At 71.2% G+C, this 13724-nt stretch carries 9 protein-coding genes; 5 read left to right on the top strand and 4 right to left on the bottom strand.

Annotated features, from left to right (window positions below; genetic code table 11):
- From ACY1JF_RS10205 to ACY1JF_RS10195, 3 genes are all read left to right on the top strand, one after another.
- The coding region (locus tag ACY1JF_RS10205) for a VWA domain-containing protein (protein ID WP_462704685.1) at window positions 1–1095 on the top strand (1095 nt) is incomplete at its 5' end.
- Between the two features lie 10 nt (window positions 1096–1105).
- The gene (gene metG, locus ACY1JF_RS10200) at window positions 1106–2722 is read left to right on the top strand and encodes a methionine--tRNA ligase (protein WP_462704684.1); all 1617 of its coding nucleotides are present in this window, start codon (window positions 1106–1108) and stop codon (window positions 2720–2722) included.
- A 215-nt stretch (window positions 2723–2937) separates the two neighbouring features.
- The gene (locus tag ACY1JF_RS10195) at window positions 2938–4437 is read left to right on the top strand and encodes a polysaccharide pyruvyl transferase family protein (RefSeq protein WP_462704683.1); all 1500 of its coding nucleotides are present in this window, start codon (window positions 2938–2940) and stop codon (window positions 4435–4437) included.
- Between the two features lie 73 nt (window positions 4438–4510).
- Here the strand turns inward: ACY1JF_RS10195 and aspS are convergent, their stop codons facing one another.
- Window positions 4511–6274 (bottom strand): aspartate--tRNA ligase, encoded by a 1764-nt coding sequence (gene aspS, locus ACY1JF_RS10190; protein ID WP_462704682.1) that lies wholly within the window; start codon window positions 6272–6274, stop codon window positions 4511–4513.
- Between the two features lie 446 nt (window positions 6275–6720).
- On the opposite strand from aspS, the gene ACY1JF_RS10185 reads away from it, so the two are divergent.
- Window positions 6721–8862: a SpoIIE family protein phosphatase gene (locus tag ACY1JF_RS10185; RefSeq protein WP_462704681.1), complete on the top strand. Its 2142-nt coding sequence runs from the start codon at window positions 6721–6723 to the stop codon at window positions 8860–8862.
- On the opposite strand, the gene ACY1JF_RS10180 is transcribed toward ACY1JF_RS10185, so the two are convergent.
- From ACY1JF_RS10180 to ACY1JF_RS10170, 3 genes are all read right to left on the bottom strand, one after another.
- On the bottom strand, window positions 8820–9878 hold the full coding sequence (locus ACY1JF_RS10180; RefSeq protein ID WP_462704680.1) for an AI-2E family transporter: 1059 nt from the start codon (window positions 9876–9878) through the stop codon (window positions 8820–8822). The two genes, ACY1JF_RS10185 and ACY1JF_RS10180, sit on opposite strands and share 43 nt — an antisense overlap.
- 109 nt (window positions 9879–9987) lie before the next feature.
- The gene (locus ACY1JF_RS10175; protein ID WP_462704679.1) at window positions 9988–10965 is read right to left on the bottom strand and encodes a pirin family protein; all 978 of its coding nucleotides are present in this window, start codon (window positions 10963–10965) and stop codon (window positions 9988–9990) included.
- Between the two features lie 171 nt (window positions 10966–11136).
- Complete coding sequence (locus ACY1JF_RS10170) at window positions 11137–11601, bottom strand: SseB family protein (protein ID WP_462704678.1); 465 nt, start codon at window positions 11599–11601, stop codon at window positions 11137–11139.
- A 160-nt stretch (window positions 11602–11761) separates the two neighbouring features.
- Here ACY1JF_RS10170 and ACY1JF_RS10165 point away from each other — a divergent pair, with 160 nt between their 5' ends.
- Entirely contained in the window at window positions 11762–13588 is a 1827-nt protein-coding gene (locus ACY1JF_RS10165; RefSeq protein WP_462704677.1) for an acyl-CoA dehydrogenase, read from the top strand.
- Window positions 13589–13724: the final 136 nt, after the last annotated feature.

The following is a 13724-nucleotide window of genomic DNA, read 5'->3' as shown; positions in this document are numbered from 1 at the left end:
TCCCCCGCGCCCCCCCCCGACGCACCGCCCCACCCCGACCCGGACCCGAAGCCGGCCCCCGCGCCCACCCCCCCCCCCGCACCCGAGCCCGAGGCAACGGCCAGCCCGGAACCGGAACCGACTCCCGAACCGGAACCGGCCCCGACCCCCACGCCCGAGCCCACCCCCGCACCCGACCCAACCCCCGAACCCGAGCCCACCCCCGCACCCGAGCCCACCCCCGCACCCGAGCCCGCCGACGGCGAGAAAGCCCCACAGGAGCCACCCGCACCCGCAGAGGCACCCGAAGCCGAAGACGCACCCGAAGCCGAAGCCGAAGAAGAAAGCAGCACGGGCGGCGCGGGCGAGAGCACGAACCAGGCCGAAGCCGAAACCGAAGCCGAAGGCAAGGCCAAAACCCCCGCGACCCCCGCGGCGCGAATCCGCTCACGCGCCCCCTCCCTCCTCCCCGCCCACAAGGCCGCCGCGGCCGCCCTCCGCAAGGAGAACCTCACCGGCACCCGCGCCAAGGTCTACCTCGTCCTCGACCGCTCCGCGAGCATGCGCCCGTACTACAAGGACGGCTCCGCCCAGGCCCTCGCCGACCGGGCCCTCGCCCTGGCCGCGCACGTCGAGGCCGACCCCACGGTCCCCGTCGTCTTCTTCTCCACGGAGATCGACGGCACCACCGCACTCGCCCTCGCCGACCACGAGAACAAGATCGACGCCACCCACGCGGAACTCGGCCGCATGGGCCGCACCAGCTACCACGCCGCCGTGGCCGAGGTCCTGTCCCTCCACGACAAGTCCGCGGACCCCACCGCCCCCGCCCTGGTGATCTTCCAGACGGACGGCGCCCCCGACGCCAAGACCCCCGCCACCCAGGCCCTCACCGAGGCGGCGAAGACGCACCCCCGTCTCTTCTTCTCCTTCGTCGCCTTCGGCGCCCCGGAGAACAAGGCGTTCGACTACCTCCGCAAGCTCAAGACCGGCAACACGTCGTACTTCCTCGCCGGCGAGAACCCCCTGGAGCTGACGGACAAGGAACTCTACGAGGGCGTACTGGCCGCCTGGCGCCCGGAAACGCCGGTGAGTGGATCTCCCCAGGCCAAGTAGGATTTCGACCATGGCGGCCACTGGAACCGAGAAGCAGGGGGCGAAGGCGTTCTACGTCTCGACCCCCATCTACTACGTCAACGACGCTCCTCACCTGGGCCACGCCTATACGACCGTCGCAGGCGACGTGCTCACCCGCTGGCACCGCCAGCGCGGTGAGAAGGTGTGGTACCTCACCGGCACGGACGAGCACGGTCAGAAGATCATGCGCACGGCGGAGGCGAACGGCGTCAGCCCGCAGCAGTGGGCGGACAAGCTCGTCGACGAGGCGTGGAAGCCCCTCTGGGAGCACCTCGACATCGCCAACGACGACTTCATCCGCACCACGCAGCAGCGGCACACCGACCGCGTCCAGGAGTTCGTGCAGGACCTGTACGACAAGGGCGAGATCTACAAGGGCGGCTACGAGGGCCCGTACTGCGTGGGCTGCGAGGAGTACAAGCTCCCCGGCGAGTTGCTCGACGGCGAGGGCGAGTACGCGGGCCAGAAGCTGTGCCCGATCCACAAGAAGCCGGTGGAGATCCTCAGCGAGGAGAACTACTTCTTCAAGCTGAGCGCGTACGGCGAGAAGCTCCTCGCCCACTACGAGGCCAACCCGGACTTCATCCAGCCCGAGTCCGCGCGCAACGAGGTCGTGAACTTCGTCCGCCAGGGCCTGCAGGACCTCTCCATCTCGCGCTCGACCTTCGACTGGGGCATCCCGATCCCCTGGGACGAGAAGCACGTCATCTACGTGTGGATCGACGCGCTGCTGAACTACGCCACGGCGGTCGGCTACAACCAGAACCAGCAGAAGTTCGAGGAGACCTTCCCCGCCGACGTCCACCTGGTCGGCAAGGACATCCTCCGCTTCCACGCGGTGATCTGGCCGGCCATGCTGATGGCCCAGGGCCTGCCCCTGCCGGGCAAGGTCGCCGCCAACGGCTGGCTGATGGTCGGCGGCGAGAAGATGTCGAAGTCGAACCTGACCGGCATCAAGCCGCAGGACCTGACCTCGCACTTCGGCGTGGACGCCTACCGCTGGTACTTCCTGCGCGCGATCGCCTTCGGCCAGGACGGCTCGTTCTCGTGGGAGGACTTCTCCGCCCGCTACACCAGCGAGCTGGCCAACGACTACGGCAACCTCGCTTCCCGCGTCGCCGCCATGGTCGGCAAGTACTTCGGCGGCACCCTGCCCGAGGCCACGGCCGACGGCGCGGCCGAGGAGGCGATCCACGCGGGTCTCACCCGGGCCGTCACCGAGGCCGACCGCAAGATCGGCGAGGAGCTGGACTTCCAGGGCGGCATCCTGGCCGTCTTCGACTTCGTCAAGCAGGTCAACGGCTACATCACGGAGCAGGAGCCGTGGAAGGTGGCCAAGGACACCTCGGACGAGGGCAGGGCCCGCCTGGCCACCATCCTCTACACGGCCGCCGAGTCGCTCCGCGCCGTCGCCGTCCTGCTCAACCCGGTCATGCCGGAGACCTCCCGCAAGCTCTGGGACTCCCTCGGCGCGGCGGACTCCCTGGGCGCCCTCGCCGAGCAGCGGATCCAGGACGCCGCCGACTGGGGCCGGCTGCCGGCCGGCTCGACGGTGACCAAGGGCGCGGTCCTCTTCCCGCGTCTCGAGGAGAAGCCGACCGCGTAACACACGTGCCACAAGCGCGGGGCCGGGGAGAGCGGAACCTTCTCCCCGGCCCCGCGCTCTGCCACTGCCACCGCTTCACGCCCAGTTCACCCGCATATAGGGTTTGCTCACCCGTACGGCCGCACCGAACACACATCCGCCGCACGGGCGTGCGTCACGGTCCCGCCGACCGGTACGCAGCCGAGTCCGCCCCGCCCGCGTACCGAGGGACCGTCGTGAAGCGCATCCTCATCCGCTCCGGGAAGAGCCCGTTCCGCGTGGCCACCCCGACGGAGTTCATCCAGCAGGACCTGATCGGCACCAACACCGGCAACCTGCTGTTCAGCGACTCCGCCCACAAGATGCTCTCGGCCCCGGACACCGAGGTGACCTCCAACGGCATCCGCACCGACCCCTCGGCCCGCCGTGCCGCGGAGATCAACGAGCGGTACGACGTGTTCGTCGTCCCGCTCGCCAACGCCTTCCGTCCGGGCTTCCACGCCTCACTGGACCGGCTCTCCACCCTGATCGAGCAGCTCACCATCCCGGTGGTGGTCCTCGGCGTCGGCGCCCAGGCCCCCGACGACTACGACACCGGCTGGCTCGACCCGATGGCGGACTCCGTCAAGCGCTTCGCCTCCGCGGTCCTGGAGCGGTCCGCCTCCATCGGCGTCCGCGGCGAACTGACCGCCGGCTATCTGAACGGCCTGGGCTTCAAGGACGTCGACATCATCGGCTGCCCGTCGATGTTCCTGTACGGCGGCACGTTCCCGCAGATCCGCACCGCCGAGCTGACCGCCGCCTCCCGCGTGGCCGTCAACCTCTCGCCGGACGCGATACCCGTCGGCGACATCACCGGCATCGCCCGGCACGCCTGGGAGCACTACCCGCACCTGACGTACTACGCGCAGAACACCGCCGACGCCGAACTGCTGCTCTGGGGCGACACCACCCCCGAGTCGGGCCTCACCGACCCCTTCCCGCACCACCTCACCCACCCCCTGCTGCGCGAGAACAAGGTGCGCATGCCCCTGGACCCGGCGACCTGGATCAGGGAACTGCGGGACTACGACTTCGCCTACGGCACCCGCATCCACGGCAACGTCGCCGCCCTGCTCGCCGGCACCCCCAGCGTCGTCCTCACCCACGACTCGCGCACCCTGGAGCTGTGCCGGTACTTCGACATCCCGCACCGGGCACTGGCGGACCTGCCCGCCGGCACCGACCCGCGCGACCTGTACGAGAACGCGGACTTCTCCGCGATGCTCAAGGGCCACGGCGAACGCTTCGAGCGGATCGTCGCCTTCCTGGACCGCAACGACCTGCGGAACACCTACACGCACGGCGACGGCGGGGCCGCCTTCGAGACGCGGATGGCCGGTCTCGACCTGCCCGCGTCGATGCCGGTCTGGGACGGCTCGGACGACGGACAGCTGCGCTACCGCTTCAGCCGGCTGCGCGAGCAGCTCACCGCGGTCTCCGAGAAGGCCCGTGAGCAGGCGCGGAAGCAGGCCGAGCAGACCAAGGAGCTGCGCGCCGGGCTGGCCGCCGCCGAGCAGCGCGCCGACGAGACGGCGAAGCGGCTGGACGCCGTCCAGGCGGAGCTGGAGGCCGCCCGCGAGACCCTGGCCGCCGTGGAGCGCAAGGTCAACGGCATCGACAAGCGGCTCCTGGTCCGCCTGGGCCCGGCCCTGCGCCGCCGCACCCGGCGCCTCTCCGGCGGCGGCAAGCACTGATCCGGCCGGCGCCCACGCGAAGGTGCCCGGGACGACGGCCTCCGTCCCGGGCGCCTTCGCGCGTACCGTCGCCCTACTTCGGCTGCGGCTTGCGCACCGACAGGTGCAGTTCCCTCAGCCGGGACTCGTCCAGCTCCGTCGGGGCGCCCATCATCAGGTCCTGGGCGTTGCCGTTGAGCGGGAAGGCGATGGTCTCGCGGATGTTGGGCTCGTCGGCCAGCAGCATCACGATGCGGTCGACGCCGGGGGCGATGCCACCGTGGGGCGGGGCGCCGAAGCGCAGCGCGCGCAGCATGCCGGCGAACTCGCGCTCGACGGTCTCCGCGTCGTACCCGGCGATCTCGAACGCCTTCAGCATGATCTCCGGCTCGTGGTTCCGGATCGCGCCGGAGGACAGCTCCACACCGTTGCAGACGATGTCGTACTGCCAGGCCAGGATGTCCAGCGGGTCCTGCGACCGGAGGGCTTCCATGCCGCCCTGCGGCATCGAGAACGGGTTGTGGGAGAAGTCGATCCTCCCCGTCTCCTCGTCCTTCTCGTACATCGGGAAGTCGACGATCCAGCAGAACCGGAAGACGTTCTCCTCGAAGTGCCCGGCGCGCTTGGCGGCCTCGACCCGCACCGCGCCCATGATCTTGGAGACCTCGTCGAACTCGCCCGCGCCGAAGAACACCGCGTGCCCGGCGGCCAGCGACAGCCGCTTGGTCAGCTCTGCGACGTTCTCCTCCGTCAGGAACTTCGCGATCGGGCCGGTCAGCGAGCCGTCCTCGCCGACCCGGACCCACGCCAGGCCCTTGGCGCCCTGGGAGACGGCGTAGTCACCGAGCTGGTCGAAGAACTTGCGCGGCTGGGACGAGACGTCCGGCACCGGCAGCGCGCGCACGTGCTTGCCGGCGAAGGCCTTGAACTGCGAGCCCTCGAAGACGTCGGTGATGTCCACCAGCTCCAGCTTGGCGCGCAGGTCCGGCTTGTCGGAGCCGTACTTGAGCATCGCCTCGCGGAACGGGATGCGCGGGAAGGGGGAGGTCACTTCCCGGCCGCCGCCGAACTCCGTGAACAGCTCCGTCATCAGCTTCTCGATCGGCTGGAAGACGTCCTCCTGCTCGACGAAGCTCATCTCGACGTCGAGCTGGTAGAACTCGCCCGGCGAACGGTCGGCGCGGGCGTCCTCGTCGCGGAAGCAGGGCGCGATCTGGAAGTAGCGGTCGAAGCCCGAGATCATCAGCAGCTGCTTGAACTGCTGCGGGGCCTGCGGGAGGGCGTAGAAGCGGCCCGCGTGCAGCCGGGAGGGCACCACGAAGTCGCGGGCGCCCTCGGGGGAGGTGGCGGTCAGGATCGGCGTCGCCATCTCGTTGAAGCCGAGGGCCACCATCTTGCTGCGGATCGAGGAGATCACCTGCGTACGCAGCATGATGTTGCGGTGCATGCGCTCGCGGCGCAGGTCGAGGAAGCGGTACTCCAGGCGACGCTCCTCGTTCACCCCGTCCTCGGTGTTGATGGTGAACGGCAGCGGCTGGGCGGCGCCGAGCAGCTCGACCTCGCCCACCTCGACCTCGACCTCGCCGGTGGGCAGGTCCGGGTTGACGTTCTCGGCACCGCGCGAGACGACCTTGCCGTCCACCCGGACGGTCGACTCCTTGGTCAGCTTGTCCAGCGCCTCGTACGCGTCCGTGCCCGGACGGGCGACGAGCTGGGTGATGCCGTAGTGATCGCGCAGATCGATGAAGAGGATGCCGCCCAGGTCGCGCCGATTGTGCAGCCAGCCGCTCAGCCGGACGTCGCTGCCGACGTCAGAGGCGCGGAGCTCGCCGCAGGTGTGGGACCTGTACCGATGCATCGTCGTTCATCCAGTCTTCGCGGATCGGGGTGGGCGTTTCACGTGAAACAACCCCAGCGTACCGGGCGGCCGGTCCCCCCTTCCTCCCCATTGGCTCCGCCACGGCCATCACCCCATCCCGACCGCCGGCACCACCCGGCCACCGCCACCACCCCGACCGCCGGCACCACCCGGCCACCGCCACCACCCCGACCACCGGCACCACCCGGCCACCGCCACCACCCCGACCACCGCCACCACCCCGACCACCGGCACCACCCCGACCACCGCCACCACCCCGACCGCCGGCACCACCCGGCCACCGCCACCACCCCGACCGCCGACGCCACTCCAACCGCCAGCACCACCGCGACCACCGACACCGCCCCCACCACCGACACCGCCCCCACCACGAACATCACCCCGACCGGTGGCAACCTGCGATCACCTCTTCATAGAGTGGAGCAATGCGCACTGGTGAGCCCCTGCCCGCCGTGGGGGATGTCCTGGCCGCCCTCGCTACCGGCCTGTGGCACTGGGACACGGCCACCGGGCTCGTCACGGTCGACGCCGAGGCAGCACGGCTGCTCGGCCTGCCCGCCCGCCAGATCAGCCTCCAGCAGGCCCAGGTGCGCTCCCGGCTGCACCCGGTCGACTGGAACGAGATCCTCGGTGTCGTCCGGCTCGCCGCCGCCGAGGGCACGGTCGCCGAGGTCCGCGTCCGGATCGTGGACGAGCGGGGCGGGGTCGTGCGGGTGGTCCGCAGCCGCGCCAAGCCCTCCTTCGACGCCGGGAGCAAGACCTACCGCGTGGTCGGCGCCCTCCAGGAGGTCGCCGAACCGGTGCCGGGCACCACCGCCGGGAGCAGCGCGGTCGTCGGCGACTGGCGCCGCTCCCGCGAGGCGTTCCTGCTGGACGCGGGCCGGGCCCTGGCCGAGGCGCGGTCGACGGAGGAGGTGCTGCGGGTCGCGGCGGGCCTGTCGATGCCGGGTTTCTCGCCGGACGGGCTGGCGGTCTTCGGCGTCGAGGGCGACGAGCTGGCCATCATCGGCCACCGCACCCAGCCGGAGCGCCAGGACAGCCCGTTCGCCCGGATGGGGCTGGAGACCGAGTACCCGGCCGCCGAGGTGGTCCGCACCGGCCGTGCCGTCTACCTCTCCTCCCCGGAGGAGTACGCCGCCCGCTACCCGCTGACCTGGCCGCTCGCCGAGCGCTTCCACCGGCGCTCCTGGGCGTTCCTGCCGCTGACCGTGGCGGGCCGCACCATGGGCGCCTGGATGGCCGCCTTCTCCCACCCGGTCGCGTTCACCCCGGACGAGCGGTCGGTGCTGACCACCGTGGCCCGGATGATGGCGCAGGCCCTGTCCCGGGCGAGCGTGGACGAGACCCAGCGGGAGCTGACCGACGGGCTCCAGCGCTCCATGCTGCCCGCCGTGGGCCCGCAGATCCCGGGCGTGCGGATCACCGGCCGCTACGTCCCCACCGGCGGCGGCCTCCAGGTGGGCGGCGACTGGTACGACGTGATCCCGCTGCCCCACGACCGCCTCGCCCTGGTCATCGGCGACGTCCAGGGCCATGACGTACGGGCCGCGGGGCTGATGGGCCAGCTGCGCATCGCCCTGCGCGCCTACGCCTCCGAGGGGCACCGCCCCGACGCGGTGCTCTCCCGCGCCTCCCGCTTCTTCCACGGGCTCACCCAGGCCACCGACGACCCCGGCGACGCCCGCTTCGCGACCTGCCTCTACGTCGAGGTCGACCCCGCCACCGGGACCATGGAGACCGCCCGCGCCGGCCACCTCGACCCGGGGGTGCGGCTGGCGGACGGGACGGTGCTGGTCCGGGCCACGGCCGGCGGACTGCCGCTGGGCGTCGACCCGGACAGCGACTACCCCACCACGCGGCTCGCCCTGGCGCCCGGCGAGACGCTGATGCTGATCACCGACGGTCTGCTGGAGACCGGCGGCCACGACCTGGAGTCCGGCTGGCTGCGGCTGCGCGCCGTGCTGGAGCGGCACCGCCGCAGTGGCCTGGAGGAACTGGCCGACGCGCTGGTCCAGGCGGTCCACGGGCCGTCCTCCCACCACACCATCGGCCCGCTCGCCGACCGCCGGGAGGACGACATCGCCTTCCTGATGCTCTGCCGGGCCAGGGAGGACGGCGACTGCGGCGGCGCGCTCCGCCCCCGTCCGCCGGGCCGCCGCACGATGCTGACGGTCGCGCAGGCCGAGCCGGAACGGATCGGCACCGCGCGGCGGCACCTGCGCGACCTGCTGTACGACTGGCCCAGCGAGGACCAGCGGGACTCCGCGGTCCTGCTGCTCTCCGAGACGCTGACCAACGTCCTGGTGCACACCGACGCCGACGCGCTGGTGGTCGCCGAGGTCACCGGCGATCCCGGCGAGCGCCGCATCCGGGTCGAGGTCACCGACAGCGGCCAGGAGCTGCCGCACGTGCGCAGTCCGGGCGAGATGGCGTCCTCCGGGCGGGGCCTGATGCTGATCGAGATGCTCGCCGACGAGTGGGGCGTCACCCCGCGCGGCGAGGGCAAGAGCGTCTGGTTCGACCTCTACGAGGGCTCCGCGGGACCGGAGCTGCCGGTGTCCGTGTAGCGGTGCTGCAACTCGCGGACGATCCCGAACCCGGCCGCGGTCAGCGGCACCGCGAGCAGCAGCCCGACGACGCCCGCCACCGACGCCCCCGCGGTCAGCGCGAGCAGCACCACCACCGGGTGCATGTGCACGGTCCGGCTCTGGATCACCGGCTGGAGCACATGCCCCTCCAGGAGCTGCACGGCCACCACCACGCCCAGCGCCCACAACGCGATGACGAACCCCCGGTCGGCCAGCGCCACCAGCACGGCCGCCGCGCCCGACAGGAACGCCCCGAGGTAGGGGATGTAGGCACCGACGAACACCAGCGCGCCCAGCCCGAGCGCCCCCGGCACCCTCAGCACCAGCAGCCCGACGGTGATGCAGGCCGCGTCGATCAGCGCGATCACCGTGGTGCCCCGCATGAACCCCTCGACCGCCTCGAAGGCCCGCCGGGCCATCGCCTCGGTCATGTCGGCCCCGCTGTGCGGCACCAGCGCCCGTACGGTGCTCACCGCCCGGTCGGAGTCGCGCAGGAAGAAGAAGACCAGCAGCAGGGCGAGTACCGCCATGGCGATCGTCTCGCCCACCACGCTCACCCCGCTGATCACCCCGGAGGCCGCGGTGCCGCCGAACTTCCGGAGCAGTTGCCGTCCGTTGGCGGCGAGGTCCTCCAGCGAGGTGCCGGCCGCGCCGAAGCGGTCGGCGAGGTCCCGCACGGAGGTGCGCAGCGAGTCGACGATCTGGTCCCCGCTGTCGACCAGGGCCGCGACCACGATGTAGACCGCGCCGCCGACCACCGCGAGCACGGCGGCGCAGGTGAGCAGCGCGGCCAGCGACCGCTGCACATGAGCCGCGACCAGCCGCCGGTACAGCGGCCGCAGCAGGGCGGTGCCGAGCAGCGCCAGCAGCACCGGCGTCACGGTGGTCCGGAACTCGACGCAGATCCGGATGCCGACGTAGACGACACCGGTGGCCAGCAGCACGACGACGCACCAGGCGGCGAACCGGCGGACCGGCACGGGGAGCAACAGCACACCCCCAGCCGACCACGCACCGGGCGGGCCGTCCCGTCGGGACGGCCCGCCCGGGTGACGCGCTGTCAGGACGGCCCTCCCCGGTGACGTCCCGCCGGCCGTTCCGCCGTCAGGCCTCCGGTCCCGCCTCCGACATCCCGTGCACCGCCGGGACGGTCCCCAGCCGCCCCTTCTGGAAGTCCTCGAAGGCCTGCCGCAGCTCGTCACGGGTGTTCATCACGAACGGGCCGTAGTGGGCCATGGGCTCCCGGATGGGCCGCCCGCCGAGCAGGACGACCTCCAGGTCGGGGGTGTTCCCGTCCTGCTTCTCGTCGGCCCGCACGGTGAGCGAGGAACCGGCGCCGAAGACGGCGGCCTGCCCGGTGTGCACCGGCCGGCGCTCACCGCCCACCGAGCCGCGCCCGGCGAGCACGTACGCGAGGCCGTTGAAGTCCTCGCGCCAGGGCAGGGTCAGCCCGGCACCCGGCGCCAGCGTCGCGTGGATCATGGTGATCGGCGTGAACGTGGAGCCGGGCCCCTGGTGGCCGTCCAGCTCACCGGCGATGACCCGGACCAGCGCACCGCCGTCGGGGGAGGCCAGCAGGGCCACGCTGCCGCCGCGGATGTCCTGGTACTTCGGAGCCATCATCTTGTCCTTGGCCGGCAGGTTCACCCACAGCTGGAGCCCGTGGAAGAGGCCGCCGGACATGACGAGGGACTCCGGCGGCGCCTCGATGTGCAGCAGGCCGCTGCCCGCCGTCATCCACTGGGTGTCGCCGTTGGTGATGGTTCCGCCGCCGCCGTGGCTGTCCTGGTGATCGAAGATCCCGTCGATGATGTAGGTGACGGTCTCGAAGCCGCGGTGCGGGTGCCAGGGGGTGCCCTTGGGCTCCCCGGGCGCGTACTCCACCTCGCCCATCTGGTCCATCATGATGAACGGGTCGAGGTGGCGGTGGTCGATCCCGGCGAACGCGCGGCGCACCGGGAAGCCCTCGCCCTCGAAGCCGCTGGGCGCGGTGGTGACGGTGAGCACGGGACGCGCCACCGCGTCCGCGGGCGCGGTCACACGGGGAAGCGTGAGCGGGTTCTCGACGGTCACGGCGGGCATGTCGACCTCCTTGGGCGGCGTACGCCCACTTTAGTTGAGCGTTGAACTTCCTGCTACCCAGAACGGCGGGAGCCCGGAGGGCATTCCCTCCGGGCTCCACCGGCATCCGCGGGCCCGGCCGCCCGCGGGGCGGGGGCGCCCAGCGGCACATCCGCCGCGGGGCGGGGGCGTCTAGCCGTACATCCGCCGCATCGCGAAGTCGACCATCTGTTCGACGGCCTTGGCGTCGAAGACCATCCGGTGCTCCCCCTCCATGTCGAGGACGAACCCGTACCCGGTCGGCAGCAGGTCGAGCACCTCGGCACCGGTGATCACGAAGTACTTGGACTCCTTGCCCGCGTACCGGCGCAGCTCCTTGAGCGTGGTGAACATCGGGATCACCGGCTGCTGGGTGTTGTGCAGGGCGAGGAAGCCGGGGTTGTCGCCGCGCGGGCAGTAGACCTTCGAGGTCGCGAAGACCTGCTGGAAGTCCTCGGCGGCCAGCTGCCCGGTGGTGAAGGCCCGCACCGCGTCCGCGAGCGAGGGCGGGGACGGCTCGGGGTACAGCGGCTGCTGCTGCCCGTATCCGCCGGACATCGGCTGCTGCGGCGGGGCGTACTGCTGCTGCGGGCCCGCGGTCTGGTCGTAGCCGTACATGCCGCAAAGCCTAGCGAGTGAAGGGTCACAGATGGAGCGGTCGGGGTTGCGACTTATTACCGACGGGTAGCATCATCGTGGCTACCAGCCGGTAGGCGGCTGGTACGTGGAACAGGCGCGAGGAGTCAGTGCCTCGCCGATCTCGCAACGGAGTTCAGCCATGGGGCACTACAAACCGAATCTCCGCGACATCGAGTTCAACCTCTTCGAGGTGCTGGGACGCGACGAGGTGTACGGCACCGGCCCGTTCGGGGAGATGGACGTCGAGACCGCCAGGAGCGTCCTGGCGGAGCTGACCCGCCTCTCCGAGAACGAGCTGGCCGCCTCCTTCGAGGACGCCGACCGCAACCCGCCGGTCTTCGACCCCGAGACGAACACCGCTCCCGTCCCGGCGTCCTTCAAGAAGAGCTACCAGGCCTTCATGGACTCCGAGTACTGGCGCCTCGGCCTGCCCGAGGAGATCGGCGGCACCACCTCGCCGCGCTCGCTGATCTGGGCGTACGCGGAGCTGGTCCTGGGCGCCAACCCGGCCGTGTGGATGTACTCCTCCGGCCCGGCCTTCGCGGGCATCCTCTTCGACGAGGGCAACGAGGTCCAGAAGCGGATCGCGAGGATCGCCGTCGAGCGGCAGTGGGGCTCCACCATGGTGCTCACCGAGCCGGACGCCGGCTCGGACGTCGGCGCCGGCCGGGCCAGGGCGGTGCGGCAGGAGGACGGCTCCTGGCACATCGAGGGCGTGAAGCGCTTCATCACCTCCGGCGAGCACGACATGTCGGAGAACATCCTCCACTACGTCCTCGCCCGCCCCGAGGGCGCCGGCCCCGGCACCAAGGGCCTGTCCCTCTTCCTCGTGCCGAAGTACGAGTTCGACGTCGAGACCGGCGAACTGGGCGAGCGCAACGGCGTCTACGCCACCAACGTCGAGCACAAGATGGGCCTGAAGGTCTCCAACACCTGCGAGATGACCTTCGGCGACCGCCACCCCGCCAAGGGCTGGCTGATCGGCGACAAGCACGACGGCATCCGCCAGATGTTCCGCATCATCGAGTTCGCCCGCATGATGGTCGGCACGAAGGCCATCTCGACCCTGTCGACCGGCTACCTCAACGCGCTGGAGTACGCCAAGCAGCGCGTCCAGGGCCCCGACCTGGCGAACTTCATGGACAAGACCGCGCCCAAGGTCACCATCACCCACCACCCCGACGTCCGCCGCTCGCTGATGACGCAGAAGGCGTACGCCGAGGGCATGCGCGCCCTGGTGATGTACACCGCGTCCGTGCAGGACACCATCCAGGTCAAGGAGGCGAACGGCGAGGACACCACCGCCGACCACGCCCTCAACGACCTGCTCCTGCCGATCGTCAAGGGCTACGGCTCGGAGAAGGCCTACGAGCAGCTCGCCCAGTCGCTCCAGACCTTCGGCGGCTCCGGGTTCCTCCAGGAGTACCCGGTCGAGCAATACATCCGCGACGCCAAGATCGACACCCTGTACGAGGGCACCACCGCGATCCAGGGCCAGGACTACTTCTTCCGGAAGATCGTCCGCAACCAGGGCGCCGCGCTGAACTCGCTCGCCGAGGAGATCAAGAAGTTCCTCGCCCTCGGCACCGGCGGTGACGCGCTGGCCGGCGCCCGCGAGCACCTCGCCAAGGCCGCCGTCGAGCTGGAGGCCATCGTCGGCCTGATGCTCACCGACCTCGCCGCCACCGAGCAGGACGTCAAGAACATCTACAAGGTCGGGCTCAACACCACCCGCCTGCTGATGGCCTCCGGTGACGTGATCGTCGGCTACCTGCTGCTCAAGGGCGCCGCGATCGCCGCCGAGAAGCTGCCGGCCGCGTCCGCGAAGGACAAGGCGTTCTACACCGGCAAGATCGCCGCCGCGAAGTTCTTCGCCGCGAACGTCCTGCCCGGCGTCACCCTGGCCCGCGAGGTCGCCCAGGGCGTCGACCTGGACCTGATGGAGCTGGACGAGGCCGCGTTCTAGGGGCCCGCTCAGAGCTCCAGGAACTCCAGGAGGACGGTTCCAGGGGGCCGGTTCCAGGAGGCCGCCTCTTGGCGCCCGCTCCTGGCGCCCGCTCCTGGCGCCCGCTGCGCCGGGGCCCGCTCGCGGATGGGCGAGG

Source organism: Streptomyces sp. SYSU D01066-1, from assembly GCF_054956795.1.
This window is presented reverse-complemented; position numbering and strand designations above follow the sequence as displayed.